The following is a 20,764-nucleotide window of genomic DNA, read 5'->3' on the forward strand; positions in this document are numbered from 1 at the left end:
CATGCCGCCAAATAAAATACTCGCCTCTCGTATCACGCTGATTTAACAACGGAGACACAGGGATCATAAGAAATTGCCTTGACAAAAATGCGCCATTTCTCATAGTATTGAATGGGCATTCATTCATAATCAACCGGGGAGTCGGTTTTCCCCCAAATTCCCAGGCGTATCAACTGGAACCATATGAAATCAGACAAATATCATCTTATCATAGAAGCAGCCATCACCGTCTTTGCCAAGCAGGGCTACTACCAGACCACCGTGGCTCAGATCGCTCGGGAAGCCGGTGTTGCCGACGGCACCATCTACCTCTACTTCAAGAACAAGGAGGACATCCTCCTCCAGATCTTCTCGTTTCGTGCCAAGCAGATTTTTGACCAGTTCTACGATGCCGTGGCCCATTGCGATCATTCCGAAGAGAAGCTCCGCAGCCTGATCCGGAACCAGCTCACCGCCTTCCAGGCCGACAAGGGGCTGGCCGTGGTTTTCCAGGCCGAGTCCCGTCAGGTAAGAAAATCAGACGCCCTCACCGAACAGATAAACCAGATCTCCAAGCAGTACCGCAACCTGGTGGGAGAGATCGTGGAGAAGGGACAGGAGGAGGGGTGCATGCGCAAAGACCTCTACCTCGGCCTGGTCAAGCGCTTCATCTTAGGGGCCGTGGAAGAGGTCATCAACACCTGGGTCCTGGCCGGCGGCCGTTACGATCTGGCCTCCATGGCCGACCCCCTGGTGGACCTGTACATGCGGGGCATCGGCAACACCGAGTCGTAACCGACCACATGAAAGAGAACGGCGGGGCCATCTTGGCCGCGCCTTTAACAACATTAGGTTCTAAGGAGAGAAGGAAACATGGCTCAAGTCATTTCAGAGCGCAGGGACGTGGAGTTTGTCCTGCATGAACAGTTCGAGGTGGGCAACTTAAGCAAAAACGACAGGTTTGCCGAGTTCAACAAAAAAACCGTGGACATGATCGTCAACGAAGCGCGCAACCTGGCCGTCAAAGAGCTTCTCCCCATCAACAAGGACGGGGATGAGCAGGGGTGCACCTTCGATGCCGGCAAGGTCATCGTGCCCGACTCCTTCAAGCGCGTCTACGACCTCTTCAACGAAGGGGAGTGGCTGGCCATGACCGAAGATCCCAAGTGGGGGGGCCAGGGCATGCCCCACGTGGTGGGCCAGGCAGCCGCCGAGTACTTCAACGGGGCCAACTACCCCTTCATGATGTACGGCAACCTCACCCACGGCGCCGGCAAGCTCGTGGAGTCCTTCGGCACCGACGAGCAGAAGGCCACCTACCTGAAAAAACTCTACACCGGTGAGTGGGGCGGCACCATGCTCCTCACCGAGCCCTGCGCAGGCTCCGACGTGGGGGCCCTGGAGACCGTGGCCAAGAAGAACGATGACGGCACCTACTCCATCAGCGGCTCCAAAATCTTCATCTCCGGCGGCGAGCACGAGATGGTGGACAACATCATCCACCCGGTCCTGGCCCGCATCGAAGGGGCACCCGCCGGTACCCGCGGCATCAGCCTCTTTCTCGTGCCCAAGTACCTCGTCAACGAAGACGGCAGCCTGGGCGCCTTCAACGACGTTGTCTGCACCGGCATCGAGCACAAGATGGGCATCCACGGCAACTGCACCTGCTCCCTCACCCTGGGCGGCAAGGGCCAGTGCCTGGGCACCCTCATCGGCGAAGAGAACAAGGGCATGGCCCACATGTTCCTCATGATGAACGAGGCGCGCCTCCACGTGGGCATGCAGGGCTTTGCCTGCGCCACCGCCGCTTACATGTACGCCCTGGACTACGCCAAGCAGAGGGTCCAGGGGGCCAACCTCACCAAGCCCAAGGACGGCGGTGTGCCCATCATCCAGCACCCGGATGTTCGGCGCCAGCTCCTCACCATGAAGGCTTACGTGGAGGCCATGCGAAGCACCATCTACTACATGGGCCTGCTGCGGGACTACACCCACGTGGCCGAAGACGAAGAGACCAAGGCCATGTACGAGGGCCTCATCGAGATCCTCACCCCGGTGGCCAAGGGTTATGTCACGGACCGTGCCTTTGAGATGTGCAGCCACGCCGTTCAGGTTTACGGCGGCTACGGATTCATCGAAGAGTACCCCGTGGCCCAGCTCCTGCGCGACTGCCGCATCACCATGATCTACGAGGGCACCAACGGCATCCAGGCCATGGACCTGCTCGGCCGCAAGCTCGGCATGAAAAAGGGCAAGGTCTTCATGGACCTCATGGGCGAGATCGGCAAAACCGTGGCCGCGGCCAAAGAGTACGAGGTACTGGCCCCCTTTGCCGCCAAGGTGGAGGCCTCCCTCATGAAACTCGGCGAGCTGGCCATGCACATGGGCAAAACCGCCATGAGCGAGAAGGTGCAGAGCGCCTTTGCCTACGCCCACCCCTTCCTGGAGGTGACCGGCGACGTGGTGATGGCCTGGATGCTCCTCTGGCGAGGGACCTCCGCGGCCAAGGGCCTTGAAAAGGCCAAGAAGAAGGACATCCCCTTCTACGAAGGCCAGATCAAGAGCCTCGACTTCTTCACCGGCTGCGTGCTCCCCGTCACCGAAGGCAAGATGGAGATGATCAAGGCCACCAACAGCGCCATCGTGGACATCGCCGAGGAGTCGTTCATCTGCTAACGACGCCCTAACGGTGCGGCACACGGTGCCACAGGCTGACGCGGAGGGGGGCGGCGTTCCCGGGCCCCTCTCCGCCAACCGCCCCAAGGGAGGTAAGCATTGAAAAAAACGGCATAAGCGAACCGGCACAAACATGCTCCATTCATTTTCCGGGTGGGGACCCGGCGAGGCGGGTTTTTCTTGCATTTCTTCCCATGAAATGCCCGAAAACGCCCTTTCGCTTATCTCGATTTTTTGCACAACCAAGGAACATTTATCTCACTCTCCTACTTTTCTTTCGGGGAAAGACGGATTGACACAAAACCTTTGCATTCCTGACAGGAAAGGGTGTAATTACCCAATAAAGCTTACGATTGAAATGGTGAAAGCTTTTTTACTTGACGGAACCGTGTTTGTCATTTACATTTGAAGGGTTATTCATTTTAATTATGGAGTAAAATGGCACGATTACTATGTGCTGTTTGAGGATATTGTATCATTTCAACTAAGGGAGAGAGGGAAAGCTAAGTATGGAACATCTTATTTCACCTGCCCATTCAATGATTTTGGGATTTATCCCAGGATGGCTGATTTCGTTTCTCTATGTGGTTGTCGGTGTGGGTATCTTTGCTTACATCATCGCAAAACGTCTGGCCCCCCTCGTCAAGGCGGCACCTGACAACAGCCGGTTTGGTAACATTCCGGCGCGGCTTAAAAACGTTCTGGTCGTCTGGCTGGGACAGATCAAACAGCCCCGCTACATGTTCGCCGGCGTGCTCCACATCTTGATCTTCTTCGGGTTCCTGACCCTGGCGCTCCGGACCTGCTCCCTTGTGGTCATAGGGATGTTCCCGGATTTTGCCCTTCCCGGGCTGGCTCCGGATCAGCCCCTGGGCGCTGTTTACAACGTCCTGAAGGACTACGCGGCCACCACCGTCTTCTTTGCCTGTCTCGTGGCGGCCATCCGCCGCGGCGTGTTCAAGCCCGCCCGCTACGCGGTGCCCGAGAAGTACGGCCACGACCACACCGCCGAGGCAGTGTTCGTCTGCTGCATCATCATGGGCCTGATGCTCACCGAGAGCCTGTTTGAAGCGGTTCTGGTGGCAGCCGGTCACGAGGCCTTCCTGGCTCCCCTGACCCTGGCCTGGTTCTTCTCCAAGGTCTTTGCCAGCGCGCCCCACGGCCTGCTGCAGTTCCTCCACGTTCTGGCTTACTACTGCCACAACACCCTCTTCTTCTTCTTCCTCTGCTTCCTGCCCCTGGGGAAACACTTCCACGTCATCACCTCGCTGTTCAACGTGCTCTTCATGCGCGTCCAGCGCGGGAACATCAAGCCCGTGGTTTACGGCATCACCGCCGAAGGGCTCGACGAGCTGGAATCCTTCGGTGTCAAGAAGATCGAAGACTTTACCTGGAAACACATGCTGGACTTCTACACCTGTGCCGACTGCGGACGCTGCTCCGACCAGTGCCCGGCCAACCTGGTGGGTCGTCCCCTCTCCCCGCGCTTTATCACCATCAAGGCAAGGGACTACATGTTCAAGAACTATCCCCTGCGCGGTGAGCTGAAAAAGAGCGAGCCCCTCATCGGCTCCATTTATACCGCCGACGAGATCTGGTCCTGTACCACCTGCGGTGCCTGCGAGCAGGAGTGCCCCCTGGGCATCGAGTACATCGACAAGATCGTCGACCTGCGCCGCGGCCTGGTGGACGAAGGCGAAGTGCCCCAGACCCTCCAGAAACCCATGAAGGCCCTCGGCAAGCGAGGCAACCCCTGGGGTAAAGTGGAGAAGAAGCGCGCGGACTGGACCAAGGACAAAGAGTTCGCCGAAGAGTGCAGTGTCAAGGTCATGGACAACGGTGACACCACCGACACCCTCTACTTCGTGGACTCCATCACCAGCTACGACGACCGCATGGTCAACATCGCCAAGTGCACCTCCAAGATCCTGGACGCCGCCGAAGAAGACTTCTTCATTCTCGGCAAGCAGGAGAAGGACAGCGGCAACGAGGTGGTCCGTTTCGGTGAAGAGATGCTCTTCCAGCAGCTGAAAGAGCAGAACGTCGAAGCCATCAACGAGTCCGGGGCCAAGAAGATCATCGCCTCCGACCCCCACGCCTACAACGCCCTGAAGAACGACTACCCCGAGCTGGATCTCCCCGTGGAGCACATCTCCGAGGTCATCGTTAAAAAGGTCAAGGACGGCACCATCAAGCTCAAGCCGGTGGAAGACCCCTCCAAGGTCTACACCTATCACGATCCCTGCTATCTGGGCCGCCACAACGGCATCTACGATGATCCCCGTGACGCCATGGCCGCCATTCCGGGCCTTCAGATGGTAGAAATGGAGAAAAACCGAGACCGCTCCCTCTGCTGCAGCGGCGGCGGGCTCATGCTCTTCTACGAGCCCCATGAAGAAGAGCGCATGGCCGTGCTGAGGGTCCAGATGGCCCACGAAGCCGGTGCCAACGTCATCGTCTGTGCCTGCCCCTTCTGCATGGTCAACATGGAAGACGCCATCAAGGTGGCTGGTCTCGACGATCAGCTGGAAGCCATCGAGCTCACCGAGCTCATTGAGCAGCACATGGAAAAGTAGTCAACCAAAATGGGGCCGCGCGGGCGGCCCCATGTATATTCCTGTGAATCATGTGCCTCTATCCGCCCACAGGGCGTAAGCCCTTGACGGCGCACCAGATACGAGATTGTCAAGATTCGGGTATATATTAACTTTTTGGGAGGAATAACATGGAAATCTTAGTATGTGTCAAAAGAGTTCCCGACTCGGCTGAAAACGAGATCGAAATGAACGCCGAAGGCAACGACATCGAGCGTGACGATCTGGTTTTCTCCGTAAACGAATGGGACAACTACGCTGTCGAAGAAGCCATTCAGATTGTTGACAAGGTCGGCGGCACCGTAACGGTTGTCACCGTTGGCGATGACGAGTCCGACGAAGTGCTCCGTCGTGAAATGGCCATGGGCGCTGCCAAAGGCATCCTCCTGACCGACGACGCCTTCGAGGGTTCCGATTGCAAAGGCGTGGCCACCATTCTTAAGGGCTGCGTGGACAAAGGCAACTACGACCTCATCTTCACCGGCGCCCAGGCCGACGAAGGGGCCGGCGCTGTGGGCGGCATGCTCGCCGCCATGCTCGACTACCCCTATGCGTCCCTGGTCAACAAAATTGAAACCGGTGACGGCAAGCTCACCGTCGGTCGTGAGATCGAGGGCGGCAACCAGGAGATGAACGAAATCGAAATGCCTTGCGTTCTCTCCATCCAGACCGGTATCAACGAGCCCCGTTACGTGGGTATCCGCGGTATCCGTCAGGTCTCCGGTGTTGAAATCCCCGAGTTCGGCGCTGCCGATCTGGGCGTTGACGCCGCCGCCGTAGGCGAAGCCGGTGCCAAGGTCAAGAAGGCCGACTACTTCGTTCCCGAGGCCGGTGATGGCGCTGAGATGCTTGAAGGAAGCAACGAGGAGATCATCGAAAAACTCATCGAAATCCTTAAGGCGAATGGAGGGCTGCAGTAATGGCACAGGTATTTGCATATTTGGTACACACCGATGGCGTTCTTGATGATTCTGCAATGGAACTGGTCGTGGCTGCCAAGGCCGTAGGCGATGATGTCACCGCCATCGTCACCGGTTCCGGTATCGACGCCGTGGCCGACGAAGCCGCCAAGATCTTCCCCAAAGTCATCAAAATTGACGACGCCGCCCTGGCCTACCCCAACGCCGAAGTGGTTCGCAAAGCCCTGCTCACCGTCATCCCCGCAGGGTCCATCGTCCTCTTCGCCAACAACACCTTCGCCATGGACTGCGCCCCCGGCCTTTCCATCAAGATGGATGCTGCCTACGTTTCCGACATCATCGGTCTCGAAGCCGACGGCACCACCCTCAAGACCGTACGCCAGGAGTTCGGCGGCGAAGTCAACACCCACGTGGACGTGGACGCTTCCAACGGCGCTGTCGTGGCCCTTCGCCCCGGCACCTTCGCAGCCGACGAGTCCAAGTCCGCTGGCGGCAGCGTAGAAGCTGCTGCTGCCGGCGATCTGTCCGCCAAGCGCAAGTTCATCGAAATCGTTGAGCCCGAGGCTGGCGACGTGGACATCACCAAAGCCGACCTGCTCGTCTCCATCGGCCGCGGTATCGAAGACGAGGACAACATCGAGATGGCCCACGAGCTGGCCGAAGCCCTCGGCGCAGGCGCCGAAGTTTCCTGCTCCCGTCCCATCGTCGACGCCAAGTGGCTCGAGCCATCACGTCAGGTTGGTACCTCCGGTTGCACCGTCAAGCCCAAGGTTTACCTTGCTTGCGGCATCAGCGGTTCCTTCCAGCACCTGGGCGGCATCAAGGGTGGCTTCATGATCGCCATCAACAAGAGCGAAAACGCCCCCATCTTCCAGGTGGCGGACGTGGGTATCGTTGCCGACATCCTCGAGTTCCTCCCCGAACTCACCGAGGCCGTCAACGACCTCTAAGAGACTTGCGGGGACGTGCCCCCGCTCTCTGACCTGAAAAGCCAAAGGGCGCATCGACCATGTCGATGCGCCCTTTTTGTGTTTGGCGGGATACCACTGCCAGCAGGGCCCCTCTCTCCATAAGTCGCAACAGGGGGAAAGACGGGGGCATTGGATGGTTCGCAGAGGGAGAAAAAGTGTCATACCCACCATGGTACATACCGGCGGCCATGGTCCGTCTCAATTCGACAGCTGAGAGACATTCGCCCTGGTGCATAAATGCACCCTACGCATCACGGGTGACTCCATCTTTTCCGGAGTGTGAGCCGCTTCCGTGCATCGAAGGCTGGCCGGTTAAAGCTGATCATCAACGGATTTCGATAACGTATCCTGTGACATCGAAGCTTGTGAGCCAGTCAGCACAAACGATCGGCGTTTATGTCGGGCGAAGCCCGAGTCGAAGGCCCTTGCGCTTTGGCCCGAGGAACGAGGGGCGAAGCGCAAGGGCAATCAGCTTTCGAGGTGGCTCACCTCGCCGCCGGAGGCATCGCTTTTATTTTCCGTTCTTCTCTTTCCTCTTTTTCACCTCGGCAAGCCAGGCGGCCTGTTCCTTCTGGTAGGCCTCTTCGCTCTGTTCGGGGAGGTTCGGGTCCACGGTGCGTTGGGGGCCGCCGGGCCTGTTTTCAAGGGATCGGAACAGGGAGATGAGGCGGTCCACCTTTTTGGGTGCAATCCCTTTGGCCACGGCAGGCCGGGGGTAGAACCCGGTAAGAAGGATCAGGGAGGGCAGCACCAGAAGGGCCCCGATGGTGGTGGCGGTCATGGTCACGGCCATGAGCAGGCCAAAGAGGACCACGGCCACGAAGTTGGAGGTGGCCAGCACGAGAAAGCCCACCACGAGGGCCAGGGAGGTGTAGCTGATGGCCCGGCCCGACACGGCCAGGGTGCGCAGCAAAGACTCCTCCTTGGAGAGATTGGCTTTGGCGTGGTGGCGGTAGGCCAGGAGAAAATGGATGGTGTCGTCCACCCCGATGCCGATGGTGATGGAGGCGATAATGCTGGTGAGCATGTCCAGGTGGACTCCGAACCAGCCCATGATCCCGAAGTTGATCATCACCGCAGCCCCCATGGGCACCATGGAGAGCAAGGCGGCGTGCACCGATCGGAACCTGACCAGGACAATGCCGAAGATCACGGCCAGGCTCAACAGGAGGCTGGAGAGCTGGCCCTTTACAATGTAATCGGTGACCTTGACGTCGATCTTGGGAAACCCGGTGATGTGGGCGGTGATCCCTTCGGGCAAGGAGTTGTCCAGCCAGGCTTCGATCTCACCCATGATCCGGCCGGTGCGGGTCGTGCCCACCGAGGCCCCGTCCCCACTGTAGAGGCGGCACAACAGGTTCATCACCTGCCAGTCCGGGTCCACATAGGCCTCGAACTCATCGGGCCTGCCGTCGTCGTTGTCGTCTTCGCCCCCGTAGATCTCAAAATAGTCCAGCACATCGCCTGCGGAATCGGGCAGGCGATAAAAGGCCGGGTCGTCCCCGTTCATGGCCCGGTGCATCACCATGAGAAAATCGGTGAGGGAATCTGTGCGGCCGATGCACCAGTCCGCACGCTCCGGCCGGGTCAGCTCCCGGCGGATGGCCTCCACCTGTTTCAGGAAAGCCGGGTCCAGGACCCCGCCGGGGGTTCCGCTGTCGATCAGAAGGTTGAAGCCGGAGCGTCCCTTGAACTTCTCTCCCACGGCCCGGGCGCTCACGCGGATCTCGTCGTTTTTCTTAAAATAGAGGAGAAAATCGGACTCCACCTCCAGGCGGTACATGCCCACCACACAAAGCCCCAGGACAAAAAGGGTGCCCGCCACCACCTTTCGGGGATGCCGGGTCACCAGCCAGGAAAAAAGGTGGATGCAGCGGTCCACGGGGTGGCGTCTGCGTTTTCTCACGGGCGCCTGGGGCACCTTGCCCACCAGGGTGAGAATGGCCGGGATAAGGGAGGACGCCAGGATCACGGAGAAGACCACGCCAACGGCCGAAAGGAGCCCCCACTCCCGCACCGCGGACAGGCGGCTCGTGGCAAGGGTGGCAAAGGCGATCATGGTGGTCACCCCGGCAAAAAGAACGGTCTGGCTGATGTGCTCCATGGCAAGGCAGAGCCCCTCGGAAAACCCCTTCTCCTCCATGAGCCGGGAGTCTGCAAGAAACTGGTTGTAGATGTGGATGGCATAGGAGCTGCCCACCGAGACCATGAGGGGAGGAAGGGAGATCCCCAAAGGGGTGATGGAGTAACCAAACCGCCCCATGAGCCCCATGATCCACACCGTGGAAAGCACCAGGGAACACAGGGGCAGGAGAAACCCCAAAGGGGACCTGAAGTTGATGAAAAAGGTCACCCCCATTACCAGCACCACCAGGGGCAGAAACCGGCGAAGGTCCTTTTGCATGTAGGTGTTGAACCGCACGTTTACCACAGGGGAGCCCTGGGGCATCACCTTGAGGTCCTGCTGGGCCTCACAGATGGCAATAACCTCCCGGGAGATACGATCCACCCGGGGACGCTTGCTGAAGGTCACCACGATGCCGAAATCCGTGATCTCCCCTTGAGCGTTTTCCGCGTAGATCCCGTGGCGAAAGGCCGGGTTGGCCCGCATGCGCTCCAAAACAGCCGACACCTCTTCCCCGGTTGCCGGCATGATCCGCTTTCCGTCATCGTCTTCTTCCAGGAGCTTGCCCGTGAACAAGTCGTCGCCCTCGGCACGGATATCCGAAACACTCATGGGGGAGACCACCCGCTTCACCGGGGCTTCGGCCATGAGGGCCAGGCTCTCTTTCACGGACAGGACAAGGGCATCCAGAGCCTCGGTATCCAAGGGCTGGCCCGCATCCAGCTTGCGGGCCACCAGGCGCTGGAACAGGGGCCATGGGGAAAGGTCCTCCAGAAGGGCCTCGGCAGAGTCCGGGGTCTCTTGGGCCAGGGCCGTCAAGCGCTTTAGACCTGCGTCCATCTCCACGGAAGGGTAGTCCTTGTAGGCCTCAAGGTCCTCCACCAGGCTCTCCACCCGGCCAAAAAAAACAGGGGTCATGGCCTTGCCGGACACCTCGATAATAAAAAACCGGCTGTTGTCCCCGTAGATCTCCTTGGTTGCTTCGTTTTGAAGGTAGTCGCGATCGTCCCGGGGCATAAAGGCCTCCAGGGCGTTGTTGAAAGTCAGAAGCCCCAGGCCAGGGGCCAGGTAGGCCGTGATGATGGCAAGCACCCCCAGAACGAGAAGGGGGTGAGCAATAACAAATCGAATGTAGCGTCTCATAAATTTCACCTGTGTCGAGAAAGAGCAGATACCGTTGATCACCCACTATTTGTACGACAGGTAAAACAAAAGGACAAAATAAAACAGCCCTCTCAGGGCCAAACAGATGCCTCACCGCCAAAGGCACAACCAACAGAAAAATGGCCAGCCTCCGGCGGCCAGGTGGGGGCGCACCTGGGAACCCTGTGGCGAATGCATGGCGGTAGACTTCATGCAACCATTTTCAAAGCATTCGCGTGGGGTGTGACATGTTCGCACCCACGCTTCGTTTTGACCTCCCCGAAGGGTGACCAAAGCGAAATGCGGGTGCATCGAGAAAATATTTTACAAAGTAAAAACGACAACCCCGGATCTAAAAGGTGTACCTGGCCCCAATGTACCAGGTACGACCAAAGGCAGGCCAGACTGTTGACGAGCTGCTCCCGCTGGAAACATAGCGGTAATACGTTTCGTCGAACAGATTGTTGACCCCACCATAGAGGGTAAGCCCCCCCTTCATGGCATAGCGCAGGCTCAGGTCCGTGAGCTCGTAACTGTCCACCAGGTCGTCTTCGGGTTTATCCCCTTTATCGAAATAGTTTTTATACCCGCCGGTATACTTATACGTCATCCCAGCGCTCAACTGCGGGGTCAGATCGTAATCTGCGGTGAGGACCACCTTGTGCTCAGGAACCTTTTCCAGGCCGCTGTCGGTCCAGTCGATCTTCTTGCCTGCATCGATAATGGCTTTCCCCTTGCTGTTGTAATCGGTCTTGCCCATGGACCAGGCGTAGCTTTCCGAAAGCGTCAACCGGCCAAACACGTGTTCCGCGGATACATCCACGCCGTAGCGTTCCGTCTCCAGAAGGTTCAGAGTCTTCCGATCTTTTTTCCAGCTGGCGGCCCCGATGTCATTGACAACCTTAACGCGATTGAGCTCATTGTCCGTGGTGGTGATGTAGGCGATGGCAGAGAGAAAGGTGTTGAGAAAATAATCCCTCATACCGATTTCATAGGTGTCGTAGATCTCGTCTTCGGCTTCCGTGGGCTGGAAGATGCGCGTTTTGCTGTCCACGTACACATCGTCGGTTATCTGAATGCCGTCGGGGGTTGTGAACCCCCGCTCGTACCTGGCAAAAAGGCGTCCCGTGTCGGAATAGAGCCAGGCGGACGACAACTCATAGGCTTCATTTCGCCGTTCGTTGTCGAAGGTGGACGATGTGCCTGCAAACTTGCTTCCCGACCCCTCGGGCTTGGTGGTCTCCCAATCCGTGGCGTCCCACCTCACCCCTTGGGTAAACTCGAAACTGCCAAGACGACTTTTGTTGTGAATAAAAAGGGCCTGGACATCTTTCTCGTAATTGAAAGAGAGGCTTGCCTTCTTACTGTGCTGATACTCTTCGAAGGTCGATTCCTGATGGATACGGTCCACGCCCACCAAAAGATTCTGCTGATCACCGTAGCGCCAGTTCAGCTTAAGCTTGGCCCCTAAGCTCTCATAATCCGTATCCTTTGTCTCATAGTGGGTGTTTCGGAATGTCCCCTCCTGGGAGACAAGGTCTGTCATAAGAGAAAGGTTGTCTGTAAAATTGATGCTGTGGGCTACCTTAAAGCCGTTGGATTCCCTGTCGCTCTGGTTGTACCCATCCACATCCTTGAAGGTGTAATCCCCCGTCACCTCATCGTAGGCAACGATGACTCTTCTCTTAGTGGGGACATACTGTCTGCCCTCCTCCCTCAGTTTTTCTTTGTTTACGTTGTAGACATAGTCCCCTTCCTCTTCAAAGTGGGTGTACTTCACAGAGAGAATCTGATTGTCCGTGAGCCGGTAGGCACCACCCAACCCAAAATAATCACTCTTTCTGAAGGTGTTCTTGAAGTAAAGATCCGAATTTTCTCCAGAGTAGTTGGCCTGGAGAACCAGTTTATCCGAAGGCTGAAAACCAACGTTGGCGAACCAGCGGTGCTCATTCTCAGAGCCGTACTCATACCCTGCGGAGGTCTGGGGCTTGTTCATCCCCTTCAGGTTCGTTGTGATATTAATGACTCCGCCTGCGGTGCCGCTACCGTACAAAACAGCCCCGCCACCTTCAATGATTTCTATCTTTTCGATCTGATCGACGGGAATGATGTTGTAGTCGGTTTTGAAGGGGTGCTGGGTAAGCACTCCAATGGGCGCCCCGTCCACCATGATCTGGATGTTGCGGCTGGCGGTGCGGCTCCCCTGCCCTCGAATATCAATTTCTCCGTACCCGGTCTTATTCACGTTGATGCCCGGAACATCATCTAAAACCTCGGAGAGGCTCTCATAGCCCTTATTCTCCATGTCCGCCCTGGTAATCACCTTGATATTTTTCGTGCTGCTGATGGCTTCTATCTCGATATATTCACCGGTAACCGTACTGTTTTCCATCTGAAACTCTTTGACGGTGTCTTTGCCTCCATTGGGTTGTTGCTCCCCTTCAACTGCCAGCGCACCGGATGAACACATCAGGCCGATAAGGGTACCGGCAACCATCACACTCCTCAACTTCATGTCTGAAACAACTCCTGAAATAGCACTCATAACTGGCCGAGGCTCTATGCCACCGCCATATGGCGACGTGGCAACAGGGTCCATGACCGAAAAATTCAGGTCACCCATTGAAAGAGGCACGCGAGGTAATACGGCGACCCTGATTCTGTACCTTTCGGGCCGGAAAAAGGCACAGTGGCTGCCGGATGACGACACCCCTTTCTATGATGACTTGAAAAACAACGATGAACACTCCGCTGCTAACTCTGGGCGCCAAATAAAATTAGGCACCCCAAATTATCGGACACGGTAGAGGGGTAAGTTTGAAAAGTCAAACTTTTTTTGACCATTGGCCCTTTTGCTTCTTTTTGCACTCCCTAACTTTATACTGCAATCGAAAAAAATTAATTGACACAACATTTACAAGCTTATAGAAGCTGAACTTTCAAGCCGTGAGTCACCAGTCATCGTCGTGTTATGTTTTCTTTTATCTAAAAAACCAAAATTTATTTTCCGATGTTTTCACACCCCTCACAAGTCAAACACCAGAGACGCAACACGTTCAAACAGGCCGGAACAGTCCTCCTGAGAACGGGTCACACCACACCGGCTCCAAACCCCTTCCTCCCACGAAGCCGCCCTCCACGGCTCACCTCATCAGAGAAGGGAAAAAGACCTCGAATAAGAAGTGTGTCGATGTCCTCGGTGACCGGAACGGGCCATGGAGGTGAAACTCTCCTCCAGCTTCTGGCGCCGGGCCCCCAACGGATCTGAAAACGGACTCCGCTGCCCGAAGTCCAGTTCCGTTGGGATCATGGATGTCCCTGCCCTTACTTCTGGGCAGGGACATCCCCACAACCTTTCTTGTTTTCGGCTACTCAGGCCAATAAAACCTACGGTGGCCCTGCTGAGGTCAAATTTTTGCCAATTTTATAGACTGGGTTTCACAAACAGGTCTTAAGGGGGATTCCGGTTGTGTCTCTGACATTGATGAGCCATATGCTTTGGACTCAGCGGCTCTTTAAGCCCTTATTTCCCTCAGCTTCGCTGGGATGAGAAAAAAGGGATGCAACCGAAACGTTTTTGGTCCAGCTTTTTTCAAAAAGCTGGCCGCCGGAGGCAAGCTGAATCGTCAGCTTTTTTATTTTTTCACCCGGGCCCGGGTGACAGCATATTTTCCGAATTTTTCACGGATGGCATCCACGCTGTGCTCCACCTTTTCCCAGCCGTCGTCCTGGGCCTGGCGGCGGGCGACCTGGCCGAAGAGGTCCAGCTGGCTGGGGGCTGCGGATTCGTCGTGGGTGAGCTGGGAGCAGCCGAGACCCACGAGGCGGATGCGCTGGCCTTTCCATTCCCTGTTGAAAAGGGCCACGGCTTCTTCGTAGATGCGGCCGGAGAGGTGGGTGGGGGTGTTCAGGGTGGTTTGGCGGGTGATGCGCCGGAAGTCGGCAAAGGTAAGCTTGATGGCCACGCGCCTTGCAAAAAGGCCCTTGCGGCGGAGCTGGGCTGCCACTTCGTCGGCCTGGGCGAGGAAACGGGTGTGGACAAGGGCCGGGTCGGTGGTGTCCTTATCCAGGGTGGTCTCGCTACTGATGCTCTTGGCTTCGTCAGCCTCGGCCGACACCTGGGAGCGGTCCTGTCCCCAGGCCAGAGCAGTGAGGCGCTCACCGGCAGATCCCATCTTGTTGGTAAGGGCCTGGGCAGGGTACTGCCTGACATCTCCCAGGGTCCGGATGCCCAGCTCTTCGAGGAGGGCCACGGTCCGCTTGCCCGCCCCCGGGACCTTTTTCACGGGCAGGGCCACGAGAAAGGCGTCCATGGCTTCGGGAGAGATCACGTACATGCCGTCGGGCTTGTTAATGTCCGAGGCGACCTTGGCCAGAAATTTCAAGGGGGCCACGCCCACGCTGCAGGTGAGGCCTGTCTCCTCGGCCACCCGCTTTCGAAGGGTGCGGGCGATGGTCTCGGGAGGACCGAAGAGGCCCTGGCACCCGCTGACATCAAGGTAACCTTCGTCGATGGAGACCTGCTCCACCAACGGGGTGTACTCCCGGCAAATGGAAAAAACCCGGGCAGAGATCTCCTTGTAGCGCCGCCGGTTGCCGGGGACCACCCGGGCATGGGGGCAGAGCTTCAAGGCCTCATAAAGGGGCATGGCCGAATGCACCCCGAAACGACGGGCCTCATAGCTTGCCGTGGACACCACGGACCGGGCGGAGTGGCCGGAGACCACCACGGGCTGCCCGCGCAGCTCGGGATGGTCCAACTGTTCCACTGCGGCGAAAAACGCATCCATGTCAAGGTGAAGAATCATGCCGGATTCCCGTAAACGATCATTAGAAAAAGGCGTGGAGCCAAGGCGAGCCCGCCCTCCTGCCTGCACACATATTAAGGTAGCACCGCCCCCTTTGCTTTTCAACACGGGGTGGGGAAACCGGCAGGGCCGCCGGAGGCAAAAATCCAAATGCGTTGGCCCTGGAGAAACCGAGCACTGCATTGGGTAATGATATATAATATATCAGATATCTTATATCATATCCAAAAAGGGAACCAAATTCCTGACGGAGCATGCTCACCACAACTGACAACACCGACATTCCCCTCCACCGGTACCCGGTGATGACAATGAGCCGACAGAGCGCCAGGGGCACGCTCATCAAGAACCGTTTAAAATTACAGAGGATCCATCTGTTTCACCGTCTACCCCTAAAGACGCCGGATATTCCGTGCTCCGGCCCCTTGAAATTTAGTCGCCAAAAATTACAAATTTGTTGCCTTCACCCCGGTTTTTCCCTATCACTGACCCATGGCGGCGACTCGGGAAGGAGACGCCTTCAGTCAGCCGCCCCCGCCCGACGGCAGGCAAAAGGCCTGTCGCCCGGCCCCCTTATCAAAAGGCAGCCCCCCTCGGCCCTGCCGGGGAGTCGATGCCATTTCAGAGCCTTTGGGAGACGGCATGAAACGCCTGAACGAAACGAGACTCTTCTTTGAAATCAGCAAAGCCCTCCACGAGCACCTCGACCTCAAAAACGCCCTGTACAATGTGCTGAACATCCTGGAAGAGGGGATGGATATGGAGCGGGGCACCATCACGCTCCTGAACTCCAGGCGTAACGAGATCAACATCGAGGTGGCCCACGGCCTCTCCAAGAGCGCCATGCGCAAGGGCAAGTACCGGCCCGGTGAAGGGATCACCGGCACCGTCTTTGAAAAAGGCGAGCCCGTTGCCATTCCCAAGATCAGCGAAGAGCCTCTCTTTCTGGACCGCACCGCCTCCCGTAAGCACAACGGGGTGGAGTACTCCTTCTTCTGCGTGCCGGTCATCAAGGGAAAGCGGGTCATCGGCGCCCTGAGCGTGGACCGGCCCTTTGAGGCAAGCTTTTCCCTCACCGAAGGCACGGAGATCCTCTCGGTGGTGGCCACCATGATCGCCACCCATGTGATCAACCTGGAGAGGATCAACCGGGAAAAGGAAAAGCTCAAGGAAGAGAACACCCGCCTGCGCACGGAGCTGGAGAACAAGTACCGGTTCACCAACATCATCGGCAACTCCAACAAGATGCGGGAGGTCTACCAGATGATCTCCCAGGTGTGCAAGAGCAACGCCACCGTGCTGGTCAGGGGCCAGAGCGGAACGGGGAAAGAGCTGGTGGCCAACTCCATCCACTACAACTCCAACCGGGCCAAACACCCCTTTATCAAGGTCAACTGCGCGGCCCTGCCCGAGAACCTCATCGAAAGCGAGCTCTTCGGCCATGAAAAGGGCGCCTTTACCGGCGCCATCAACCAGAAGCAGGGAAAATTCGAGCTGGCCCACAAGGGAACCCTCTTTCTGGACGAGATCGGCTCCATCAGCCTCGATGTGCAGGTGAAGCTCTTACGGGCCCTGCAGGAGAAAGAGTTCGAGCGGGTGGGGGGCCACCGCACCTTCAAAAGCGACGTCAGGATCATCGCGGCCACCAACAAAAACCTGGAACAGGCCGTGGACGAGGGGACCTTTCGGGGGGACCTCTACTACCGACTCAACGTCTTCCCCATTTTCCTTCCCCCTTTGAAAGAGCGCAAAACCGATATCCTCCTTCTGGCCGACTACTTTGTGGAAAAGTACGCCAAGGAGAACGAAAAGGAGATCCGGCGCATCTCCACCCCGGGCATCGACATGCTCATGAGCTACCACTGGCCGGGCAACGTCCGGGAGCTGGAAAACTGCATTGAACGGGCCGTTCTCCTCTGCAACGAAGGGGTAATCCACGGCTACCACCTGCCGCCCACCCTCCAGACCGGCACCGAGTCCGGCACCCTGCCGGCCAAAACCCTGGAAGAGGCCACGGCCAACCTGGAGCGGGAGATGATCATCGATACCCTCAAGAACACCCGGGGCAACATCACCGCCGCCGCCCAGATGCTGGGCACCACCGTCAGGAAATTCTCCTACAAGGCCCAGAAATACGATATTCATTACAAGGATTACAGATAGGGCTTGCTTAAAATCTGGGCAACGATTCAGTTCATCGTTGCCTCCGGCGGCCCTGCCGGAGGCCAACCGTTTGCCTGATTTATTTAAAGCGGGTCCATCAACAAAACGACCCGCCGGAGGCAACTGACTATTTACAAAATCTGCTTACCAAACCTTTCAAAAAAAATGCCGCAGAGCGTTGCCCCTTGAATTCCGGGTAACTCACTGCGGCATTATTTTTTGATAAAGCGATTTGTTCTTCAGTGGCCCACAAGGCGCGGGGCAAGGCCCAGGTCCTGGGAGACTCCGATGCGGACATCGGTGTGGGGCCCCCGCGCGTCGAGGATGATAACGCACCAGCGGGTTTTCTTGTTGAAAAGAAGCACGGTGGAGGGCTCGGAGGCGCAGGCCGTCACCAGGGTCCACTCCCTCTTCTTGAGCTCGGCCCTGAAAAAGATTTCCAGGGAGGTTTTCAGGACCCGCCCTGTGTAGACGATAAGCCCGGTCTTCTCGCCCCGGGTCTCCATCAGCAGGGTGTGCTCGGCCACCTCATAGAGTTCGCCCGGTACCGGGATGTCCCCGAACTGGGAGAGAAAGGGGCGTACCTCCAGAAACTGCTCCTCTTTGTGGATCTGCCGGGACATCAGATAGGCCTGTCGCCTGTCCACAGGCTCCACCCGCGCCACACAGGAGGCCATCAGGCAGGCCCCCAGCACCATCATCAAAAACCGATATCGGATCCACCCGGGTTGTGCCATCACCTCTCTCCCACGCTGCGTCATTATAGATCCACCCGAATCAGAGCATCACTTGCCGGTTACGCCTCCGGTGGGCCGCTTTTAAAAAAAGCCCCGCAAAAACGTTCCGGTCACCTCCCCTTTTGCCGCTCAGCCCCGCTGGGGCTGAGCGGCAAAGGGGGAGGTTGATTTAAAGGGACCGCAACACCCAGCCCCACATTCCCCTTTTCGGCTGGTTTTCCCCTTAGCTTTACCCCTGCTTTAAAGTCAAAATACCAGCAAACACAAACGTTCCTCCCCATGACACATCCCTTAAGCCACATGGCTGCCGTTGATCTTTGCCCTGAATTCGGGGTACCTTTTGGGCCAGCCGTTCACCCTTTATTTATCGGAGATCCCCATGACCGACTTTTCCCTCGACCCCCGACTGGACCATGACTGCTTCACCCTGGGTACTTTAAACGGGCTCTGCCTGCTTCTCATGAACAACAAAAAGGTCCCCTGGTTCATCCTTGTGCCCCCCACCCACAAGACCGAGCTCTACGAGCTGGAGCCCCCCCTTCAGGAGGCCCTGCACAAGGCGGTCTGCACCCTTTCCCGCCTCACCAAAGAGAGCCTGGGCGCAGAAAAACTCAACGTGGCAGCCATCGGCAACGTCGTCTCCCAGCTCCATATCCACGTGGTGGGCCGCTTTGCCTCCGACTACTGCTGGCCCGCACCGGTCTGGGGAGCCCCCGGCGCTGAGCCCTACACCGATACCGAGGCACAGGAGCTCATCAGCACCCTCAAAACACAGCTTGGCGACGATTTTCTATCGGCTTGAGTGTGACCTGCAGGACAAACGCATTGAGATGTTTGCCTCCGGCGGCCCTGCCGGGGGCTAAACAAACAGGTCATAAAAAAACAGTTACATAAATGCCGTTTTAAATGCAGATGTGATTTGACCCGAGGAACGAGGGGCAAATCACATCTGCTATCTGCTTTCAAGGTGGCACACCTTGCCGCCGGAGGCTGTTTTTTGGAGCTGAATAGTTACATGCGTTGGCCCTTGTTAAACCCGTTTCACCCGTGCGGTGCTGCCGGTTTCCCGGTCGGGGGTCAGGCGCAGGTGGTGGGTGATGCAGGAGAGGGTGTCGGTCTCGGTGTGGGTGACGTAAATCAGGGTGGTTTTTCCGCTCATGCCCACCCGGTCGGCCAGGTCGAGGACAAAGCGGCTGTTGGCATCGTCCAGCCCCTGGCAGGGTTCGTCCAGAATGAGGAGGGCAGGAGCCTTGATCATGGCCCGGGCAATGAGGACCATGCGCTGCTCCCCTGAGGAGAGGCTGCGTAAGGGGCTCTCTTTGCGATGGGAGAGGTTCATGGCGTCGAGCCAGGCAAGGGCCGCCTCTTTTTCTTTTGGGGAAAACCGCCGGTAGGTGCCGATGGAGTCGGTAAGGCCCGAAAGGATGGCGGAGAAGGGTGTGGCAGAAGCTCTGTAGCCAATCTGGAACTCGGCGGAGAGGTAACCGATCTCTTTTTTGATCTCCCAGATGCTCTCTCCGGTGCCCCGCCTGCGCCCGAAAAGGGAAATGTCTTTGCCATAGGCCTTGGGGTTGTCCCCGTTGATCATGGAGAGCAGGGTGGATTTTCCCGAGCCGTTGGGGCCGGTGATCATGAGGTGCTCCCCTTTTCTCAAGGCAAAACTCACCCCTGACACCACGGGCCGCCCGTTGTAGGCCACGGACACGTCCTGAAACCGGACCAGGGACTCTCCTTCCATGAACACCGTGGCGTCTTCCGCCGGGACAAAGCAGGCATCGGAAAGCGCTGCAGGGGCCGAAGCGACCCTGGCAGGTCGCTTTTGGGCCCACCCTTTTGCAGGGCCGCAGTACACAAGGCGCCCCTGGTTCATCTCAGCCACATGGGTCACCCAGGGCATTACCTCCCCTTCTCGCCCCAAAATGAGCACCGGGGTCACCCCGGCACGGGACAACCCGTGGATGCGCTCTCCTAAAGAAGCTGTGGCCCCTTTGTCCAGACCGCAAAAAGGATCGTCCAGGACCATGAGGGTGGGCTCTTTCATCAGGGCCCGGCAGATGAGGGTCTTTCGGATCTCTCCGGTGGAGAGAAAGCGCAGGCCCCTTTCAAACAGGGGCGCCAGGCCAAAGGATTCCCCCAGAAGGCGTGCCCTGGGCTCGTCCTTCACCTGCTCCATGATAAACCCCAGGGCAGAACGACCGGGGTCGATGCGGTCCATGTAATCGGTGTCGTCTTCCCGGATTTCCCGCTCAATGGTGGCCAGATGCTCCTCAAAGGAGAGGTGGCCCACGGCCTCGGGCATGCCCGTGAGGCTCCCGGAGGTGGGCTCGGCCTTGCCGGCCAGCAGGGTTCCCAGGGCTGATTTTCCCGAGCCGTTGGGCCCTGTGACGGCCCATACCTGCCCCGGTGAGAGGGTGAGGTTTATGTCACGAAGCCAGGCGTTGCCAGCGATACGATAGTCCACGGATGAAAGTGTCATGTCCATGGGGCGTATATAGCACAGCCATGGCCCAAACTTTAAGGGAGATTCTTTGCAAGCCTCCGGCAGGGCCGCCGGAGGCTGTTTTGAGCTGTATCGTACGATTCTTTTTCCGTCCATTCCGCCCATGCTGCCCCAGGAGCCCCCGGTACATCGAGGGATATCACCCATA

At 57.7% G+C, this 20,764-nt stretch carries 12 protein-coding genes; 7 read left to right on the plus strand and 5 right to left on the minus strand.

The window, feature by feature from the left end:
- The first annotated feature begins 183 nt into the window (after nucleotides 1–183).
- From ACOYW0_RS11300 to ACOYW0_RS11320, 5 genes are all read left to right on the plus strand, one after another.
- Complete coding sequence (locus ACOYW0_RS11300) at nucleotides 184–774, plus strand: TetR/AcrR family transcriptional regulator (protein WP_482418539.1); 591 nt, start codon at nucleotides 184–186, stop codon at nucleotides 772–774.
- Between the two features lie 78 nt (nucleotides 775–852).
- Complete coding sequence (locus ACOYW0_RS11305; protein WP_482418540.1) at nucleotides 853–2,655, plus strand: acyl-CoA dehydrogenase; 1,803 nt, start codon at nucleotides 853–855, stop codon at nucleotides 2,653–2,655.
- A 509-nt stretch (nucleotides 2,656–3,164) separates the two neighbouring features.
- Nucleotides 3,165–5,231 carry a (Fe-S)-binding protein gene (locus ACOYW0_RS11310; RefSeq protein ID WP_482418541.1) on the plus strand — a complete coding sequence of 689 codons (2,067 nt, stop codon included), beginning with the start codon at nucleotides 3,165–3,167 and terminating at the stop codon, nucleotides 5,229–5,231.
- A 149-nt stretch (nucleotides 5,232–5,380) separates the two neighbouring features.
- Nucleotides 5,381–6,169, plus strand: coding sequence for an electron transfer flavoprotein subunit beta/FixA family protein (locus tag ACOYW0_RS11315; RefSeq protein ID WP_180138121.1), 789 nt, complete (start codon nucleotides 5,381–5,383; stop codon nucleotides 6,167–6,169).
- The gene (locus tag ACOYW0_RS11320) at nucleotides 6,169–7,119 is read left to right on the plus strand and encodes an electron transfer flavoprotein subunit alpha/FixB family protein (RefSeq protein WP_482418542.1); all 951 of its coding nucleotides are present in this window, start codon (nucleotides 6,169–6,171) and stop codon (nucleotides 7,117–7,119) included. The genes ACOYW0_RS11315 and ACOYW0_RS11320 overlap by 1 nt, the downstream gene beginning before the upstream one ends.
- A 532-nt stretch (nucleotides 7,120–7,651) precedes the next feature.
- Here ACOYW0_RS11320 and ACOYW0_RS11325 read toward each other — a convergent pair.
- The 3 genes from ACOYW0_RS11325 to dinB form a co-directional block, all read right to left on the minus strand.
- Nucleotides 7,652–10,408 carry an efflux RND transporter permease subunit gene (locus ACOYW0_RS11325; protein WP_482418543.1) on the minus strand — a complete coding sequence of 919 codons (2,757 nt, stop codon included), beginning with the start codon at nucleotides 10,406–10,408 and terminating at the stop codon, nucleotides 7,652–7,654.
- 352 nt (nucleotides 10,409–10,760) lie between these two features.
- Nucleotides 10,761–12,923 carry a TonB-dependent receptor gene (locus ACOYW0_RS11330; protein WP_482418544.1) on the minus strand — a complete coding sequence of 721 codons (2,163 nt, stop codon included), beginning with the start codon at nucleotides 12,921–12,923 and terminating at the stop codon, nucleotides 10,761–10,763.
- Between the two features lie 1,120 nt (nucleotides 12,924–14,043).
- Nucleotides 14,044–15,216 (minus strand): DNA polymerase IV, encoded by a 1,173-nt coding sequence (gene dinB / locus ACOYW0_RS11335; protein WP_482418545.1) that lies wholly within the window; start codon nucleotides 15,214–15,216, stop codon nucleotides 14,044–14,046.
- A gap of 642 nt (nucleotides 15,217–15,858) precedes the next feature.
- On the opposite strand from dinB, the gene ACOYW0_RS11340 reads away from it, so the two are divergent.
- Nucleotides 15,859–17,379, plus strand: coding sequence for a sigma-54 interaction domain-containing protein (locus tag ACOYW0_RS11340; protein ID WP_482418546.1), 1,521 nt, complete (start codon nucleotides 15,859–15,861; stop codon nucleotides 17,377–17,379).
- Between the two features lie 239 nt (nucleotides 17,380–17,618).
- Here ACOYW0_RS11340 and ACOYW0_RS11345 read toward each other — a convergent pair whose 3' ends face one another.
- The gene (locus tag ACOYW0_RS11345) at nucleotides 17,619–18,116 is read right to left on the minus strand and encodes a hypothetical protein (protein WP_180138131.1); all 498 of its coding nucleotides are present in this window, start codon (nucleotides 18,114–18,116) and stop codon (nucleotides 17,619–17,621) included.
- Nucleotides 18,117–18,495: 379 nt separating this feature from the next.
- Between ACOYW0_RS11345 and ACOYW0_RS11350 the strand changes: the two genes are divergently transcribed.
- Nucleotides 18,496–18,918 (plus strand): HIT family protein, encoded by a 423-nt coding sequence (locus tag ACOYW0_RS11350; RefSeq protein WP_482418547.1) that lies wholly within the window; start codon nucleotides 18,496–18,498, stop codon nucleotides 18,916–18,918.
- A 228-nt stretch (nucleotides 18,919–19,146) separates the two neighbouring features.
- Here ACOYW0_RS11350 and ACOYW0_RS11355 read toward each other — a convergent pair whose 3' ends face one another.
- The gene (locus tag ACOYW0_RS11355) at nucleotides 19,147–20,577 is read right to left on the minus strand and encodes an ATP-binding cassette domain-containing protein (RefSeq protein ID WP_482418548.1); all 1,431 of its coding nucleotides are present in this window, start codon (nucleotides 20,575–20,577) and stop codon (nucleotides 19,147–19,149) included.
- Nucleotides 20,578–20,764: the final 187 nt, after the last annotated feature.

This window comes from Desulfoluna sp. HI9BLuna, assembly GCF_056829775.1.